This is a genomic window from Streptomyces collinus Tu 365 (assembly GCF_000444875.1).
GTDB classification, from domain to species: Bacteria; Actinomycetota; Actinomycetes; order Streptomycetales; family Streptomycetaceae; genus Streptomyces; species Streptomyces collinus_A.
In genome coordinates this window covers 4,597,279-4,614,851 of sequence record NC_021985.1, presented here as the reverse complement: position 1 = coordinate 4,614,851, position 17,573 = coordinate 4,597,279, and the positions used below count along the sequence as shown (strand labels likewise).

Annotated in this window: 14 protein-coding genes; 4 read left to right on the top strand and 10 right to left on the bottom strand. The window is 70.5% G+C overall.

Annotated elements, in window-relative coordinates; genetic code table 11:
* Positions 1-94: 94 nt before the first annotated feature.
* Positions 95-2,692 carry an ATP-dependent chaperone ClpB gene (clpB, locus tag B446_RS20040; protein WP_020941264.1) on the bottom strand — a complete coding sequence of 866 codons (2,598 nt, stop codon included), beginning with the start codon at positions 2,690-2,692 and terminating at the stop codon, positions 95-97.
* A gap of 143 nt (positions 2,693-2,835) precedes the next feature.
* On the opposite strand from clpB, the gene B446_RS20035 reads away from it, so the two are divergent.
* Entirely contained in the window at positions 2,836-3,249 is a 414-nt protein-coding gene (locus tag B446_RS20035) for a pyridoxamine 5'-phosphate oxidase family protein (protein ID WP_020941263.1), read from the top strand.
* Positions 3,250-3,428: 179 nt separating this feature from the next.
* On the opposite strand, the gene B446_RS20030 is transcribed toward B446_RS20035, so the two are convergent.
* On the bottom strand, positions 3,429-3,764 hold the full coding sequence (locus B446_RS20030) for a hypothetical protein (protein ID WP_020941262.1): 336 nt from the start codon (positions 3,762-3,764) through the stop codon (positions 3,429-3,431).
* Between the two features lie 313 nt (positions 3,765-4,077).
* On the opposite strand from B446_RS20030, the gene B446_RS20020 reads away from it, so the two are divergent.
* Together B446_RS20020 and B446_RS20015 are read left to right on the top strand one after the other, a co-directional pair.
* Entirely contained in the window at positions 4,078-5,115 is a 1,038-nt protein-coding gene (locus B446_RS20020; protein ID WP_078614755.1) for a helix-turn-helix transcriptional regulator, read from the top strand.
* Positions 5,116-5,332: 217 nt separating this feature from the next.
* Positions 5,333-6,301, top strand: a complete 969-nt coding sequence (locus B446_RS20015; RefSeq protein ID WP_234967523.1) for a helix-turn-helix transcriptional regulator — start codon at positions 5,333-5,335, stop codon at positions 6,299-6,301.
* 118 nt (positions 6,302-6,419) lie between these two features.
* On the opposite strand, the gene B446_RS20010 is transcribed toward B446_RS20015, so the two are convergent.
* The 7 genes from B446_RS20010 to B446_RS19980 all read right to left on the bottom strand — a co-directional run bounded on the left by B446_RS20010 (position 6,420) and on the right by B446_RS19980 (position 14,578).
* A complete protein-coding gene (locus tag B446_RS20010) occupies positions 6,420-7,472 on the bottom strand; it encodes a helix-turn-helix transcriptional regulator (RefSeq protein ID WP_020941258.1) in 1,053 nt (350 codons plus the stop codon).
* 309 nt (positions 7,473-7,781) lie between these two features.
* Positions 7,782-8,888, bottom strand: a complete 1,107-nt coding sequence (locus B446_RS20005) for a sugar ABC transporter substrate-binding protein (protein WP_043476064.1) — start codon at positions 8,886-8,888, stop codon at positions 7,782-7,784.
* Positions 8,889-9,300: 412 nt separating this feature from the next.
* Positions 9,301-9,756 carry a heat shock protein transcriptional repressor HspR gene (locus B446_RS20000; protein ID WP_020941256.1) on the bottom strand — a complete coding sequence of 152 codons (456 nt, stop codon included), beginning with the start codon at positions 9,754-9,756 and terminating at the stop codon, positions 9,301-9,303.
* A 7-nt stretch (positions 9,757-9,763) separates the two neighbouring features.
* Positions 9,764-10,939, bottom strand: a complete 1,176-nt coding sequence (gene dnaJ, locus B446_RS19995; RefSeq protein ID WP_020941255.1) for a molecular chaperone DnaJ — start codon at positions 10,937-10,939, stop codon at positions 9,764-9,766.
* Between the two features lie 36 nt (positions 10,940-10,975).
* Positions 10,976-11,629 carry a nucleotide exchange factor GrpE gene (grpE, locus tag B446_RS19990; protein WP_020941254.1) on the bottom strand — a complete coding sequence of 218 codons (654 nt, stop codon included), beginning with the start codon at positions 11,627-11,629 and terminating at the stop codon, positions 10,976-10,978.
* A complete protein-coding gene (gene dnaK, locus B446_RS19985; protein WP_020941253.1) occupies positions 11,626-13,464 on the bottom strand; it encodes a molecular chaperone DnaK in 1,839 nt (612 codons plus the stop codon). The genes grpE and dnaK overlap by 4 nt, the downstream gene beginning before the upstream one ends.
* A gap of 94 nt (positions 13,465-13,558) precedes the next feature.
* Positions 13,559-14,578: an MraY family glycosyltransferase gene (locus tag B446_RS19980; RefSeq protein WP_020941252.1), complete on the bottom strand. Its 1,020-nt coding sequence runs from the start codon at positions 14,576-14,578 to the stop codon at positions 13,559-13,561.
* Between the two features lie 194 nt (positions 14,579-14,772).
* On the opposite strand from B446_RS19980, the gene B446_RS19975 reads away from it, so the two are divergent.
* Positions 14,773-17,067 (top strand): (Fe-S)-binding protein, encoded by a 2,295-nt coding sequence (locus B446_RS19975; protein ID WP_020941251.1) that lies wholly within the window; start codon positions 14,773-14,775, stop codon positions 17,065-17,067.
* A 74-nt stretch (positions 17,068-17,141) separates the two neighbouring features.
* On the opposite strand, the gene B446_RS19970 is transcribed toward B446_RS19975, so the two are convergent.
* Positions 17,142-17,468 (bottom strand): antibiotic biosynthesis monooxygenase family protein, encoded by a 327-nt coding sequence (locus B446_RS19970; protein ID WP_020941250.1) that lies wholly within the window; start codon positions 17,466-17,468, stop codon positions 17,142-17,144.
* Positions 17,469-17,573 lie beyond the last annotated feature (105 nt).

Below are 17,573 nucleotides of genomic sequence, written 5' to 3'. Positions count from 1 at the left end.
GGGAGGGGGGTGGCAAGCCCCGGCCACCCCGTGTCAGCCGAGGGCTGACACGGGTTCACGGCCGCCGGGGCGCCACCGGGTCCGCGTACCCCGGCTAGAGGGTCTTGCCCGTCGCCGGGCCGACCAGCAGCCCCTGGTCGAAGCGGTCCACCCGGACCGTGTCGCCGTCCTTGATCTCGCCGGACAGGATCTCCTTGGCGAGCCGGTCGCCGATCGAGGTCTGCACCAGACGGCGCAGCGGACGGGCGCCGTAGGCCGGGTCCATCCCCTCCTCGGCGAGCCAGGCGAGCGCCTCGGGGGTGATGTCCAGCGTGAGGCGCCGCTCGGCCAGCCGCCTGGCCAGCCGGTCGATCTGGAGCTTCGCGATCCGCTCCAGCTCGGGCTTGGTGAGCGCGGAGAAGACCACGAGGTCGTCGAGCCGGTTCAGGAATTCCGGCTTGAAAGAGGCCCGTACGACCTCCAGGACCTGCTCCCGCTTCTCCGCCTCGCTGGAGACCGGGTCGACCAGGTACTGGCTGCCCAGGTTGGAGGTGAGCACCAGGATGGTGTTGCGGAAGTCGACCGTGCGGCCCTGGCCGTCGGTGAGCCGGCCGTCGTCCAGCACCTGGAGCAGGACGTCGAAGACCTCCGGGTGGGCCTTCTCGACCTCGTCCAGCAGCACCACGCTGTACGGCCGCCGGCGGACCGCCTCGGTGAGCTGGCCGCCCTCCTCGTAGCCGACGTAGCCGGGAGGCGCGCCGACCAGCCGGGCCACGCTGTGCTTCTCGCCGTACTCGGACATGTCGATGCGGACCATGGCCCGCTCGTCGTCGAACAGGAAGTCGGCGAGAGCCTTGGCGAGTTCGGTCTTGCCGACGCCGGTCGGGCCGAGGAAGAGGAAGGACCCGGTCGGGCGGTCGGGGTCGGCGATGCCGGCCCGTGAGCGCCGTACGGCGTCGCTCACCGCGCGCACCGCCTCGCCCTGGCCGATGAGCCGCCGGCCCAGCTCGTCCTCCATGCGCAGCAGCTTCTGCGTCTCGCCCTCCATCAGGCGGCCGGCCGGGATGCCGGTCCAGGCGGCGACGACGTCGGCGATGTCGTCGGAGCCGACCTCCTCCTTGACCATGGTGTCCCGGGCGACCTCCTCCTCCGCCTCGGAGGCGGCCTCCAGCTCCTTCTCCAGCTGCGGGATCTCGCCGTACAGCAGCTTGGCGGCGGTGTCGAAGTCGCCGTCGCGCTGGGCGCGCTCGGCCTGGCCGCGCAGGTCGTCCAGGCGCTCCTTCAGCTCACCGACCCGGTTGAGGGACTCCTTCTCCTTCTCCCAGCGGGCGGTCAGGCCGCGCAGCTCCTCCTCCTTGTCGGCGAGGTCGCGGCGCAGCTTGTCCAGGCGTTCGCGGGAGGCCGGGTCGGTCTCCTTGGCGATCGCCAGCTCCTCCATCTTCAGCCGGTCGACGGAGCGCTGGAGCTCGTCGATCTCGACCGGCGAGGAGTCGATCTCCATGCGCAGCCGGGAGGCCGACTCGTCCACCAGGTCGATGGCCTTGTCGGGCAGGAAGCGCGAGGTGATGTACCGGTCGGACAGGGTCGCGGCGGCCACCAGCGCGCTGTCCGCGATCTGCACCTTGTGGTGGGCCTCGTAGCGGCCCTTCAGACCGCGCAGGATCGCGATGGTGTCCTCGACGCTCGGCTCGGCGACCAGCACCTGCTGGAAGCGGCGCTCCAGGGCGGGGTCCTTCTCGATCCGCTCGCGGTACTCGTCCAGCGTGGTCGCGCCGACCATGCGCAGCTCACCGCGGGCCAGCATCGGCTTGAGCATGTTGCCCGCGTCCATGGCGGAGTCGCCGCCGGCCCCGGCGCCCACGACGGTGTGCAGCTCGTCGATGAAGGTGATGATCTGCCCGTCGGAGTCCTTGATCTCGGCGAGCACGGCCTTCAGCCGCTCCTCGAACTCGCCGCGGTACTTCGCGCCGGCGACCATCGCGCCGAGGTCGAGCGCGACCAGCCGCTTGTCGCGCAGCGACTCGGGCACGTCGCCCTTGACGATCCGCTGGGCGAGGCCCTCGACCACGGCGGTCTTGCCGACGCCCGGCTCACCGATGAGGACGGGGTTGTTCTTGGTACGGCGGCTCAGCACCTGCACGACCCGCCGGATCTCCTGGTCCCGGCCGATGACCGGGTCGAGGCGGCCCTCGCGGGCGGCGGCGGTGAAGTCGGTGCCGAACTTCTCCAGGGCCTTGTACTGGCCCTCGGGATCGGCGGTGGTCACGCGGCGTCCTCCCCTGGCCTTGCGAAAGGCCTCTTGCAGCTTCCTGGCGTCGGCGCCCTGCGCCGTGAGCACCTCGCCGGCCGCCCCGCCCTTGGCGGCGATGCCGATGAGCAGGTGCTCGGTGGACAGGTACTCGTCACCGAGTTCGGCGGCCCGTTCGGTGGCGTCCGCGATCACGGCGAGCAGTTCGCGGTTGGGCTGCGGGGGCGCGACGGTGGACCCGGTCACGCTGGGCAGCCCGGCGAGCACGCGCTCGGCGCCGGAGCGCACGGCAGCCTGGTCGGCCTCCACGGCGGCGAGCAGGTCGGTGATGTTCTCGTTGTCCTGCCCCGCGAGCAGGGCGAGGAGCAGGTGGGCGGGTGTGAGGTCCGGGTGTCCCCCGGCCAGGGCTCGGTTGCCGGCGGCGTTGATCGCGTCCCGGCTCCTGTTGGTCAGCTCGGCGTCCACGTGTCGGTTCTCCTCCTCGGCGTCGGCCCGGTGGCCGTGTCTCCCTCGTCTCCCACTGCTGCTGCCTTGATCAGCATACGCAAAGTTGAGTCTATTCCACTCAAGGTGGGGATCGCAGCTTCCTGCGACTACGTTTCGGAACCATGGCCAAGCACTCCCAGGACCCGAATTCCCCGGACGAGCCCTATCTCGCCTTCTGGCGGGAGCGGCACCTGTGCACCCTGACGACCCTGCGCCGCGACGGCAGCCCGCACGTGGTGCCGGTGGGGGTGACGTACGACCCCGAGGCCGGGCTGGCCAGGGTGATCACCAGCAGGACGAGCGCGAAGGTGGCCCACGTCCTCGCGGCCGGCCCCGAGGGCGGGCGGGTCGCGGTGTGCCAGGTGGACGGCCGGCGCTGGGCCACGCTGGAGGGCCGGGCCCGGGTGAGCGACGACCCGGAGCGGGTGGCCGAGGCCGAGCGGCGCTACGCCGAGCGGTACCTGCGGCAGCCCCGGGAGAACCCCTCCCGGGTGGTGATCGAGATCGAGCTGGAGCGGGCGCTCGGGCACGGGTGAGGGCGGAACCGGACGAAGACCGGGACGGGGCGGTCAACCGGTTGGTTTCGGCCACCGTGACAGCGCTCCCACACACCGAAATGTCGCCACAAACTGCAGCGGCGTCACCGTGTTCAGGTCACGGTGACGCCGCTGCGGGGGGAAGCACCTGAGCGATCTTTTACGACGGGGGAATCGCGTCAGGCACTGCGGGGGGTGGCCGAAATGGTCCTTACGTCCGGGACTTCCGGTTCTGCCAGCCGGTGGTCCCGTTGGTCCAGATTCACGAAGATCATGCCGTACCGGACGGCGCACCGTACCGGCTGCGGCGCCCCACGGGGCTTGCGCAGGCACCGGTACGCCCGCACGTCCTCCTCGTCGTCGCGGGTGACGACGACCGGCTCGCCGAACACGGTCACCATCAACGAGTCACCGCTGTGGGGGATCGCGGTGACCAGGTCGATGAAGTGCCAGCCCGAGCGGTACGCGGTGGCCATCTCACGACGGAAGGACCGGTCGTCGGGAGGGGTGGTCATGCCGGCCGCCCCGACCCGTGGAGGTTTGCGCTCTGCCCCCAACCGGTGTCCGTCGGCGTGGCGACGACGACTCCCGTCGGCTTACTGGCGCCCCAGCCGGTGTCCAGCTTGGTCACGCCGATCGCCTGCGCCGTCCCCGCCCCAGCACCGAAGACCACGGCCGCAGAGAAGGCAACGGCAAGCGCCGATCGAAGCATTCTCTTGTACATAGTCGGCTTCGTCCTCACTCAACGAGTTTCCTTCCCCCGTGCCACGAAGACGATGGCTCATTCAGGCACGTCAATGCCACAGGGGCGATGCATCATGTTCCTGCATGTTCAGGACCCTGGGGGGTGGAGATTTGCCGAAAAATGACTCAAAAGGGACACATCAGCACGCGATAACCGATCTCTGCGAGGAGGGGACACAGCTCTACGCCAGCGCGTTGAGCACCGGCCGGATCGCCCGCGCCGAGATCGAGGACGCCCCCTGCCTCCTCGAGTTCGCTCTGCTGCACCCGGATCCTGACGACGAGAAGTGGCTGCGGCCGGTTCCCCCGGCCGTCGCGCTCGCCCAGCGGCTGCACCCGCTCGAACGGGAGATCCTGGACCGCCGCCGGTTCTCCATCGAACTGACCGAATCCTTCGAGCCATTCATGGCGCTCAGCGCCCTGGCCCCCGCCCCCACGCACGCCATCACCGTGCTCGAAGGCGCCGACAGGATCAACGCGGCACTCAACCTCGCCACGGCCGAGTGCCGGCACGAGGTCCTGACCGTCCAGCCGGGCGGCGGGCGCAGCGAGCAGATCCTCAAGCAGGCCCTCGAACGGGACCGGCCGCTCATGGAGCGCGGGGTGAGCATGCGGACCCTGTACCAGCACACCGTCCGGCACAGCCTGGGCACCATGGCGTACGTGGACGTCATGTCCCGCGGCAAGGTCGAGATACGCACACTGGAGGAGCTGATCGGGCGGCTCATCATCTGCGACGCGACCGTCGCCTTCGTCCCGGCCCAGGACGACCAGCAGGTCGCCCTCGAACTGCGCCACCCCGGCCTCGTCAAATACCTGATCAAGGTGTTCGAGCACCTCTGGCGCCGCGCCACCCCGCTGCGCGAGGAGGTGCCCTACGAGCCCGCACGGGACGGCATCACCGGCGTCCAGCACTCCATCGCCAAACTCCTGGTCGAGGGCCATGTCGACGAGGCCATAGCCCGCCGCCTCGGCATGAACGTGCGCACCTGCCGCGCCCATATCGCCAAGCTCGCCCAGGCGCTCGGCAGCGGCAGCCGGGCCCAGCTCGGCTACCTCATCGCCCAGTCCGGGCTCCTCGAACAGGACATGGCCGCGCCGGGGCACACCGACCGGCCCTGAGCGCGGGCCCGCCACCCGGTGCCGCCCGGCACCCGGCCACGCCGTCCGGCGCCGGCCGTGCCGGACGGGCGGCCCCGGCGGCCCCGGACCACCGCGCGGCATCCCGTGCGACGGCCCCGCGGTACACCCCACGGCACACCCCACCCCCGCCCCGACCCCGCACCACCGAGCAGGAGGGAGCCCGGCAGTGACCCCGGCGCCGCATCCGGAGCACGGCATGGAAGAGCTGTGTCCGGCAGGATCGGAGCTGTACGCACAGGCCCTGCGCGCGGGCCACGTCACCGACAAGCAGGCCGGGTCCGCCCCCTGCCTGCTGCGGTTCGGTCTGCTGCAGCCGAACGTCGACGACCCCGGCAGGCTGGAACCGGTGGCCGCCGCCGTCGCCCTGCACGAGCTGCTGCGCGGCTCGGCGGAGCGCGTCGCCGACGAGCGGCGCCGCGAGGCACGCCTGACCGAGACCTTCGCGCCGCTGCTGCGCACCCAGGAGCCGCCCGCCGGGCCCGCCGGCGGTCCCGCGACCATCCGGATGCACAGCGGCCTGGAGCGGATCAACCAGGCCATCTCCCAGGTCATGGCGGACGCCCGCGAGGAGCTCCTGGCGATCCATTCGCACCCCACGCACACCCGCACATCCCCCAGCCTGTTCGCGCTCGCCCTCGACCGCGACCAGGCCCTGCTCGACCGCGGCGCCCGGATCCGCACCCTCTACCAGCACACCCTGCGGCACGCGCCCACCGTGCAGGCGCGCTACGAGCGGCTGCGGGGCGACGTCGAGGCACGCACCCTGAACGAGGTCACCGAGCGGCTCCTCGTCTTCGACCGCGCGGTCGCCTTCCTCCCAGCGAACAAGGACCGCACCCTCGCCCTGGAGATCCGGCTGCCCGCCCTCGTCGACTACCTCGTGACCGTCTTCGACCGCCTCTGGCACCTGGCGACCCCGCTGCACCCGCGCGCCGTCCGGCAGCCGTCCCTGGACGGCGTCACGCCCCGCCAGCGGGCCATCGCGGCCCTCCTCGTGGAGGGCCACACCGACACCGCCATCGCCGACCGCCTCGGGATGAACGTACGCACCGCCCGCCTGCACATCGCCAAGCTCGCCGCCACCCTGGGCAGCGAGAGCCGCGCCCAACTCGGCTACCTGATCGGTGAGTCGGGCATCCTGAAGCACACGGGGTCGGCGCACTGACGGCGCACCGGCGTGACCGGTCCGGCCGTGACGGCCCGGCCGGGCCCGTCTGTGCGGCTCCCCGGCTGCCCGCCTGCCCGGCTGTGCGCCTCCCCCGCCGTCCGGCCGTACGGCCGCCTCAGCGGACGCCAGGGGCCTCCTGGTCGGGGATCCTGAGGGCGGGCGGGGCCGCCGGGGAGCCGGGGCGCGGGGGGCCGTCCAGGCCCACCTGGGCGATGCGGACGCCGAGTTGGGTGCGGCTGGCCGCGCCGAGGGTGTCGGAGAGGCGGGCGATGTGGGCTCGGCAGGTGCGGACGCTGATGCCGAGCCGCTCGGCGATCACCGCGTCCTGGTGGCCCTCCGCGAGCAGGGCCGCGATGGACCGCTCGCGGTGCGAGATGCCCTCGATGCCGGTGTCGGGCAGGGGCGCGGTCAGCGGCAGCGCGAGCCGCCACAACCGCTCGAAGACGGTCACCAGGTACTCCACCAGCGCCGGGTGACGCAGCTCCAGGGCCATCGTGCGCTCGGCGTTGGCGGGGATGAAGGCGACCGTGCGGTCGAACAGGATCAGCCGGTCGATGACCTCGTCCAGGGTGCGGGCCTCGACCGTGTCCCCCATCAGCTCCAGATAGTTGAGCAGACCCTGCCCGTGCCGGGCCACGTGGGTGTACAGGTCGCGCATGCGCACGCCCCGGCCGCGCAGCGTCAGCGCCCGGTGCAGTCCCTCGGTCAGCTCGGCCTCGCGCCGGATGCCGCCGGGCTGCACCGTGAGCACCTCGCTCGCGCACGCCTCGGTGGCCTCGTCCATCGCGGCCTGGATACGGGAGAGCCCGTCCAGCACGCGGATGGCGGTGCCCTCACCCGGCGCCGAGAGCGCCTGGAGCTGGCGGCCGAGACCGGCGTACCACTCGAAGGCGCCGACCGCCGAGCCCACCCGCCGCTGGCTCTCCCTGACCTCGTCGTAGACCCCGCGCAGCAGCCGGGTCATGACCTCCTGCGGGGAGGTCGGCACCAGCCAGTCCATGTCGTCCGGGTCCGGGTGCAGCAGGGCCAGCTCCAGCAGGCAGGGCACCCGCTCCGCGTCCGCGCGCGGCACCCGTCCCCGGCGTACGGCCCGGGAGTACACGCGGTCCCCGGCGTCGCACAGCCGGTCGGCACCGTGTGGATGCTGCTCCGCCCCACGCCCGGCCATCGCCCATTCCACCCCCGGTTTGCTGCCACTTCCGCAGCGCAACTATGCGCGGCCGGGACCGGGTCCGCAACACGGCTCCGTCCGCCGAGGGCACCGGAATCGGGGGGTGTGCCCGGGTATCGTCCGGCCTCCGCCCGTCGCATTGCAACAACCTGATGGTGGTGGCCTGAACGTCACACGGGCATCGTTGGTCCCGCTTCCCCCGGGTGCCACGGCGCCCGGAGACGGTCCCGGTCACGCACCCCCCGCACGGCCGGGGCCGCCGCATCGCGCCCACGGGGGTGGCGCGATGCGGGGAGGCCGCGGCGGCTACTTCAGGCCGACGGCGGCGCAGGCCGCCCTGTACTTGGGGGTGCAGATGTCGGCGACCGTGTAGATGCCGTCGGCGATGACGGTGTCCTTGACCCGGTTCTTGGTGAGGGCGCTCACCTGGACGAGCTTGGACGGGATGTTCTTGTCGGTCGGGCTGTCGACGTGGTCCTGGGTGAGGGCGTCGAACTGGATGTCCTTGCCCTGCACCTTGGTGACCGCCATCTGCGCGGCGGCCTCGGCCTCGTCCGGGTAGGACTTGTACACGCTCATGTACTGCTCACCGGCGAGGATCCGCTGGACGGCGTCCAGTTCGGCGTCCTGGCCGGTGATCGGGGGCAGGGTGGTGGCACCGGCCGCCTTGAGGGCCTTGATGACACCGCCCGCCATGCCGTCGTTGGCGGCGTACACCGCGGCGATGTTGCTCTTGCCGATCCTGGCGATCGCCTGGGCCATCCTGGCCTGGGCGATCTCCGGCTTCCAGTCCTTGGTGTCCCAGCTGTCCGCGATCGTGACCTTGTCCTTCAGCTCGGAGAGCGCGCCCTCCTTGAACTGCTTGGCGTTCGGGTCGGTGGGCGAACCGTTCACCATGACGACCTTGTCGGAGGTGCCCACGCCCGAGCCCAGCGCGTCCAGCAGGGTGCGGGCCTGCACCTCGCCGACCAGCTCGTTGTCGAAGGAGATGTAGGCGTCGATCGGGCCCTCGGCCAGCCGGTCGTAGGCGATGACGGGGATGCCCGCGTCCTTGGCCTTCTTCACCTCACCGGCGATGGCGTGCGAGTCGACCGCGTCGAGCAAGATGATGTCCACCCTGTCGTCGATCATCTGCTGCATCTGGCCGGCCTGCCGGGCGGAGTCCGCGTCGGCGTTGGCGTACTGGACGTGACCCTTCTTGTGGGTCAGCTCGGCCACCTGGTTCTTGATGATGGGGTAGTCGAACTTGTCGTAGCGGGTGTTCGCCTTCTCCGGCAGCAGGAGCCCGATGGTGACGTCGTCCCCCTTCGTCGGCGTCGCGCTCGCGCCGTCGCCCGTAGCGTCCAGCACGCCGCAGCCGGCGAGCGAAAGGGTCATCGTGGACGCGGCCACGGACATGGCTATACGACGCATTCAGGGGCTCACTTCAGGTGCGTTCCGGACGTGGGTGCTGCTTTACGACCCAGGTGTCTGAAAAGACAACTTGGACCCGACACCCGGCGTCAAGCGGAACTACTTAACGAGTGCGCAACAGCACGCTCCGCTGCACCTGTGAAGGAGGAGCGGAATCGTCTCCAAACAGTCTTTACGGACCCTCCACCCAACGGGAGTTCACAGGGAGGTAAAGACCAGTGCAACCGGAGCCCATCCGGACGAGTCGCGCCGGCCGGCGGTCGCGGACCGCCCCGCCGACTCGATCAGAGGACCGAACAAACCCGGCCACCCGCGTGTCCGGGCCCGGCCGTCGCACGGCCGGGCGCCGGACACGCGAGAGGGGCCCGGGAGAACCCGGGCCCCTCTCGTGACGCACCGACGGCTCGGCGCGTCAGTCGTTCTGCTGCCGCTTGGGCCGCCACACGACCAGCGCGCTGGTCTGCTGGACCTCCTGGTACGGGACCAGGTCGCGGCGGTAGGAGGCGTGGACGGCCGCCTCCCGCTGCCGCATCGCGGCCGCCGCGCCGTCGAGCGCCGACTGGAGTTCGGCGACCCGGGACTGGAGGGCCGCGACCTGGTTCTCCAGTTCGATGATGCGCTTGATGCCGGCCAGGTTGATGCCCTCGTCCTGCGACAACGCCTGCACCTGGCGGAGCAGTTCGATGTCGCGGGCCGAGTAGCGCCGGCCCCGCCCGGCCGTGCGGTCGGGCGAGACCAGACCCAGCCGGTCGTACTGGCGCAGCGTCTGCGGGTGGAGTCCGGAGAGCTGGGCCGCCACCGAGATGACGTAGACCGGGGTCTCCTCGGTCAGTTCGTACGGGTTACGCCGACGGCCGGACGTGTCCATGGGGCGCTCAATCTCCCTTCGCGGCCTCGAACAGCTCCGCCCGCGGGTCCTCGCCCGCGGTCGCCTCGCGATACGCCTCCAGTGCGTCACGAGCCTTCCCCGACACGTCCTTGGGGACACTCACCTCGACGGTGATCAGCAGATCGCCGCGGGTGCCGTCCTTGCGGACCGCGCCCTTGCCCCGCGCCCGCATGGTGCGGCCGTTGGGGGTGCCGGGCGGCAGCTTCAGGGTGACGGCGGGACCGCCCAGGGTCGGGACCCGGACCTCGCCGCCGAGCGCGGCCTCGGTGAACGTCACCGGGACCGTCACCGTGAGGTTGTCGTCCTTGCGCCCGAACACCGGGTGCGTGCCGACGTGCACGGCGACGTAGAGGTCGCCCGCCGGACCGCCGCGCTCACCGGGCGCGCCCTTGCCGCGCAGCCGGATCCGCTGCCCGTCGGTGACCCCGGCGGGGATGCGGACCTGCATGGTGCGCGAGGACTTGGCGCGGCCGCTGCCCTTGCACTCCAGGCAGGGGTGCTCGGCGATCAGACCGCGGCCCTTGCAGTCGGGGCAGGGGTCGGTGAGCGAGAACCCGCCGCCCGAGCCCCGGGCGACCTGTCCGGTGCCGACGCAGGTCGGGCACACCCGAGGGGTGCCGTTCTTGTCGCCGGTGCCGGAGCAGGCCTTGCAGGGAGCCTGGGAGGACATCCGCAGAGGCACCGTGGCACCCTCGATGGCCTCCGTGAAGCTCAGCGTCACCTCGGACTCGATGTCCTGGCCGCGCCGCGGCTGGGTACGGGTGCCGGTGCCGGTGGTGCCGCCCCGGTTGAACAGGCCCCCGAAGACGTCACCGAGTCCGCCGCCGAAGCCGCCTCCGCTCTGGGCGTTGCCCCCGAAGAGGTCGCCGAGGTCGAAGTTGAAGTTGCCGCCGGCGCCGCCCGGCCCGGGGCGGAAGCCTCCGTTGCCGAACAGGGCGCGCGCCTCGTCGTACTCCTTGCGCTTCTTGGGGTCGCCGAGGATGTCGTTCGCCTCGGAGATCTCCTTGAAGCGCTCCTCCGCCTTGACGTTTCCCTTGTTGGCGTCCGGGTGGAACTCGCGGGCGAGCTTCCGGTACGCCTTCTTGATCTCGGCCTCGGTGGCGTCCTTGGGGACGCCGAGGACCTTGTAGTAGTCCTTCTCGATGAAGTCCTTGGTGCTCATCCCCGACGTCCCTCCTTCCTGTCCTCGGTGATTACGTCAGCCCTCCTCCGGGCCACCGTTCTCCTTGTCGTCGGCCGCCGCGCTCTCCTCGGCTTCCTCGGCCTTGACGGTCTGCGCGCCGGGCTGCGGTTCGGCGACGGCCACCCGCGCGGGGCGGATGGTGCGCTCGCCGATGCGGTACCCGGGCTGCAGGATGGCCACGCACGTCGTCTCGGTGACGTCCGGCGCGTAGCTGTGCATCAGGGCCTCGTGGATCGTCGGGTCGAAGGGCTCGCCCTCCTTGCCGAACTGCTGCAGGCCCATCTTCGCCGCGACCGTCTCCAGCGACTCCGCCACCGACTTGAAGCCGCCGACCAGTTCACCGTGCTCGCGTGCGCGGCCGATGTCGTCCAGCGTCGGCAGGAGCTCGGTCAGGAGGTTCGCGATGGCGATCTCCTTGACCGCGACCCGGTCGCGCTCGACCCGTCGGCGGTAGTTCTGGTACTCGGCCTGGAGCCGCTGGAGGTCCAGCGTGCGCTCGTTGAGCGCCGTGCGCACCTGGTCGAGCTGGGCCACCAGGCCCGCGTCTGCGTTCACGTCCCCGGCCGGGGCCGCCCCCTCGTCGGGAGCGGCCTTCGACTCGGCGTCGTCGGGGGTCGCGCCGGAGGGGACGTCGGGCTTCTCCTCGAAGCCCGGGGTCTCCTCCGTCACGCGGCACCGTCCTTGCGCTCGTCGTCGACGATCTCGGCGTCCACGACGTCGTCGTCGGCCTTCGGGGCCTCGTCGGCACCGCCGGCCGCCGCCTGGGCGCCCTGGGCGTCGGCGTACATGGCCTGGCCGAGCTTCTGCGAGACGGCGGCGACCTTCTCGGTGGCGGTGCGGATCGCGGCGGTGTCCTCGCCCTTGAGCGTCTCCTTCAGCTCGCCGAGCGCGCCCTCGACCTCGGTCTTGATCTCGCCCGGGACCTTGTCCTCGTTGTCCTTGAGGAACTTCTCGGTCTGGTAGACGAGCTGCTCGCCCTGGTTGCGGGTCTCGGCGGCCTCGCGGCGGGCGTGGTCCTCCTCCGCGTACTTCTCGGCCTCCTGGCGCATGCGGTCGACCTCGTCCTTCGGCAGCGAGGAGCCGCCGGTGACGGTCATCTTCTGCTCCTTGCCCGTGCCCAGGTCCTTCGCGGTCACGTGCATGATGCCGTTGGCGTCGATGTCGAAGGCGACCTCGATCTGCGGGACGCCACGCGGCGCCGGCGGCAGACCGGTCAGCTCGAACATGCCGAGCTTCTTGTTGTACGCCGCGATCTCGCGCTCGCCCTGGTAGACCTGGATCTGCACGGACGGCTGGTTGTCCTCGGCCGTCGTGAAGATCTCGGACCGCTTGGTCGGGATCGTGGTGTTGCGCTCGATGAGCTTGGTCATGATGCCGCCCTTGGTCTCGATGCCGAGGGACAGCGGGGTCACGTCGAGGAGCAGGACGTCCTTGACCTCACCCTTGAGGACACCGGCCTGCAGGGCGGCGCCGATGGCGACGACCTCGTCCGGGTTCACGCCCTTGTTGGCCTCGTTGCCACCGGTCAGCTCCTTGACGAGCTCGGCGACGGCGGGCATGCGGGTGGAGCCGCCGACCAGGACGACGTGGTCGATCTCGTTGATCGAGATGCCGGCGTCCTTGATGACGTTGTGGAACGGCGTCTTGCAGCGCTCCAGCAGGTCCGCGGTCAGCTGCTGGAACTGGGCGCGGGTGAGCTTCTCGTCCAGGTGCAGCGGGCCCTCGGCGGACGCGGTGATGTAGGGCAGGTTGATCGAGGTCTCGGTGGACGAGGACAGCTCGATCTTGGCCTTCTCCGCCGCCTCGCGCAGACGCTGCAGGGCCATCTTGTCCTTGGCCAGGTCCACGCCGTGACCGGACTTGAACTGCTGCACCAGGTAGTCGACGACGCGCTGGTCCCAGTCGTCACCACCGAGGTGGTTGTCACCGTTGGTGGCCTTCACCTCGACGACGCCGTCGCCGATCTCCAGGAGGGACACGTCGAAGGTGCCGCCACCGAGGTCGAAGACGAGGATCGTCTGGTCGTCCTTGTCGAGGCCGTACGCCAGCGCGGCGGCGGTCGGCTCGTTGACGATGCGCAGGACGTTCAGACCGGCGATCTCGCCGGCCTCCTTGGTCGCCTGACGCTCGGAGTCGTTGAAGTACGCCGGGACGGTGATGACCGCGTCGGTCACCTTCTCGCCCAGGTAGGACTCGGCGTCCCGCTTCAGCTTCTGCAGGATGAACGCGGAGATCTGCTGGGGGTTGAAGTCCTTCCCGTCCAGCTGGATCTTCCAGTCGGTGCCCATGTGGCGCTTCACCGAGCGGATGGTCCGGTCCACGTTCGTGACCGCCTGGCGCTTGGCGACCTCGCCGACGAGCACCTCACCGTTCTTGGCGAAGGCGACGACGGACGGCGTGGTCCTGGCGCCCTCGGCGTTGGTGATGACGGTGGGCTCGCCGCCCTCCAGAACGCTGACGACGGAGTTAGTCGTGCCCAGGTCGATGCCGACCGCACGTGCCATGGTTGATTCCTCCAGCTGACTTGAGTGGAACAGGCTCAAGTGTGCACGACGAGGTCCGTGCGGTCAACAGACATGAGTCGAACGGGCTCAAGTCTTATCCGTTCCTTACACGCAAGTGGCCGCTGACCTGCGTCGACGTATCCCTTCGCGCCGCCTGGGCCGGCACCCGAAGGAGTACCAGCACGACGAACAGCGCCCCACCCGCCACCCAGAGCACGGCCCCGTCCCCGGTCCACCCGGTGTGCACGAGCACCCCCACCAGGACCGCGGAGAAGGACCCGGCGCCCAGCAGCACGACGGCACCGGGCGGGGTGAGCCCGAACCGCCGCAGCCGGTGCCCCACGTGGTCCGGACCCCGCCTCAGCAGCGGCCGGCGGCCCAGAGCGCGCGCCAGGACCACCAGCAGGAAGTCGGCGGCGGCCACCGCGCCGAGGCAGAACAGCACGCCCGCGCTCGCCCCGAGCCCGTACCCCGCGCGCGTGAACACGGCCGCGGCGGACAACAGGAACCCCGTGAACAGCGATCCGCAGGCGCCGAGGCCGACCCGCGCCGGGAACCAGTTGTGCATCAGGAAGCCGGTGAGGGCCGCGGCGAACACGCTGAGCAGCACGGCGAGCCCGTCCATCACCTCGGCGGCGGCGCAGGCACCCGCCCCGAAGGCGGTGACCACCCCGACCGTGCCCGCGAGACCGTCCGCGTGGTCGAGCCCCCGGTAGGCCAGGGAGGCGAAGACGATCCAGCCCACGGCGAGGACACCGCCCCAGAAGCCGGTCTCGTCGTACGGCACCACGAAGGCCGCCGCCACCGTCGTACCGGCCACCAGTACCCGGGCGCGCAGCCGCCACACATCGGCCACCAGGCCGAGCGCGGCGACCGCCGCGGCGGCCACGAGCAGCCGGCCGACCCCGTCACCCAGCGGGGCGACGCGGGTCCACTCACCCGCCCAGGCGACCAGGCAGGTGACGGCCACGACGGCCGCTCCCCCGAGCACCGGCAGGGGTCGCTGCCGGCGCCGGTCGACGATGCCGGCGCGCAGCGCGGGCACCCGGAGCAGCGCCGCCAGCACGGCGGTCAGGAGGAGGGCGGCGGAGGCCGCGGTGATCCCGTATAGCACGGCTCTAAGTTAGGCGCGAACGTAGCAATTCGGTACGAATAACACGATCTGATTGCCGGTCCGGCTCAGGCTCACCTCAGCGACCCAGATCACCTCGCGCCTGGCTACAGTGCGAGTGAGGATGCGGGTAGTCTCGAACGGACTGCATAAGTTACCGCTTAGTAATTTCCCTCGCAGGCCCGAGGAGCCCCGAAATGCAACTCGCCGCGATCATCGTGTCGCTGGTTCTGATCGTGGTCGGCGTGGCCCTGTTCGCCCGCGCCCTCCTGCAGATCTTCAACTTCATGCGGCTCGGTCAGAGCGTGCCCGCGGGCACCAGGACCGACGAGCCCGTGCAGCGCACCCTCACCGTGGTCAAGGAGTTCCTCGGCCACACCCGGATGAACCGCTGGGGCATCGTCGGTGTCGCGCACTGGTTCGTGGCGGTGGGCTTCTTCACCCTGCTGCTGACGATCGTCAACGCGATCGGACAGTTGTTCAAGGCGGACTGGATCCTGCCCATCATCGGCGAGTGGGCGCCGTACAACGTCTACGTCGAGTTCATCGGCACCATGACGATCGTCGGCATCCTCGTCCTGATCGCGATCCGCCAGCTGAGCCACCCGCGCAACCCGGGCCGCAAGTCCCGCTTCGCCGGCTCCAACTTCGGCCAGGCCTACTTCGTCGAGGCCGTCATCCTCATCGTCGGCGTCTGCATCTTCATGCTGCACGCGCTCGAGGGCGCCCAGCACCACGTGGACTCCTACGAGGCCTCCTTCTTCATCTCCTACCCGGTGGTGGCGTGGCTGAAGGGCATGGACGTCTCCACGCTCCAGAACCTCACCTACTTCTTCGCCGGCCTGAAGATCGCGACCTCCTTCATCTGGATGATCACGGTCGCCCTGAAGACCGACATGGGCGTCGCCTGGCACCGCTTCCTGGCCTTCCCGAACATCTTCTTCAAGCGCAACGCCACCGGTGAGACCTCCCTCGGCGCCCTGCTCCCGATGACCTCCGGCGGCAAGCCGATCGACTTCGAGGACCCGGGCGACGACGACGTCTTCGGCGTCTCCCAGGTCGAGCAGTTCTCCTGGAAGGGCCTGCTCGACTTCTCCACCTGCACCGAGTGCGGCCGCTGCCAGTCGCAGTGCCCCGCCTGGAACACCGGCAAGCCGCTCTCCCCGAAGCTGCTCATCATGTCGCTGCGCGACCACGCGCACGCCAAGGCCCCGTACCTGCTGGCCGGCGGCGGCAAGACCATGGAGGGCGCGGAGAAGGCCTCCGAGGAGCAGCTCAAGGACGTCCCCGCGGCCGCCCTGGCCGAGGCCGAGCGCGCGCTGATCGGCACCGCCGAGGAGAACGGCGTCATCGACCCCGACGTCCTGTGGTCCTGCACCACCTGCGGCGCCTGCGTCGAGCAGTGCCCCGTCGACATCGAGCACGTCGACCACATCGTCGACATGCGCCGCTACCAGGTGATGATCGAGTCCGCGTTCCCGTCCGAGGCGGGCACGATGCTCAAGAACCTGGAGAAGAAGGGCAACCCCTGGGGCCTGGCGAAGAAGCAGCGCCTGGAGTGGCTCAAGGAGGTCGACTTCGAGGTCCCGGTCGTCGGCAAGGACATCGAGGACCTCACCGAGGTCGAGTACCTCTACTGGGTCGGCTGCGCCGGCGCCCTGGAGGACCGCGCCAAGAAGACCACCAAGGCCTTCGCCGAACTGCTGCACATCGCGGGCGTGAAGTTCGCGATCATGGGCGGCGACGAGAAGTGCACCGGTGACTCCGCCCGCCGCCTGGGCAACGAGCCCCTGTTCCAGGAGCTCGGCATGGAGAACGTCATGGCCCTGAACACGGCGTTCGGCGAGGAACTGGACGACGACGGCAAGGTCACGCCGGAGTCGCGGAAGCCGAAGGCCGCCAAGAAGATCGTCGCCACCTGCCCGCACTGCCTCAACACCCTCGGCAACGAGTACCCGCAGCTCGGTGGCGACTACGAGGTCATCCACCACACCCAGCTGCTCCAGCACCTCGTCGACGAGGGCAAGCTGATCCCGGTGACCCCGGTCGAGGGCATCATCACCTACCACGACCCGTGCTACCTGGGCCGCCACAACAAGATCTACACGCCCCCGCGCGAGATCATCGGCAAGGTCCCGGGCCTGCGCAACGAGGAGATGCACCGCCACAAGGAGCGCGGCTTCTGCTGCGGCGCCGGCGGCGCCCGGATGTGGATGGAGGAGCGGATCGGCAAGCGCATCAACAACGAGCGCGTCGACGAGGCCCTCTCCCTCAACCCGGACATCGTCTCCACCGCCTGCCCGTTCTGCCTCGTCATGCTGACCGACTCGGTCAACGGCAAGAAGAACGACGGCAAGGCGAAGGAGTCCATCCAGGTCGTGGACGTCGCCCAGCTCCTGCTGGACTCCGTCCGCACCCCGGTGTCGGACGACGAGCCCCCCGCGGGCACGGCCGAGTCCGAGAACGAGCCCGAGCCGGAGCCGGTGAAGTAACGGCCCCCCACGAGCCGACGGCGCCCCCTGACCCGCACAGGCAGGGGGCGCCGTCGTCGTCTCTCCCGGGACCGCTAGGCGCCCTTCGGGGCCGCCTGCTGCACCACGTCGAAGGACCACAGCGTGGAACCGGACGCGGCCGGACGCGGCCGCTCCCCGCCCTCGCCGCCGCCCTGGTGCGCCGACTTCATCGGCCCCTCCATCCACGCCTGGAACGACTCCTCGTCACGCCAGCGCGTGTACACGAGGTACTGGTCGGTGCCCTCGACGGGACGCAGCAGCTCGAACCACTCGAAGCCGTCGGAGTTCTCCACCGCGTGCGCCCGCGAGGCGAACCGCTGCTCCAGCACCTCCCGCTGCTCGGCGGGGACACTCAGCACATTGATCTTCACTACGCTCATGCCACCATCCTGACCCACGTCACCTCCCTCCGCAGGGACGGGCACCGGAAACTCCGGGGAACCCCGGACCTCTCCCGCAACGCTCCCCTGACGGTCCCTTAGGGG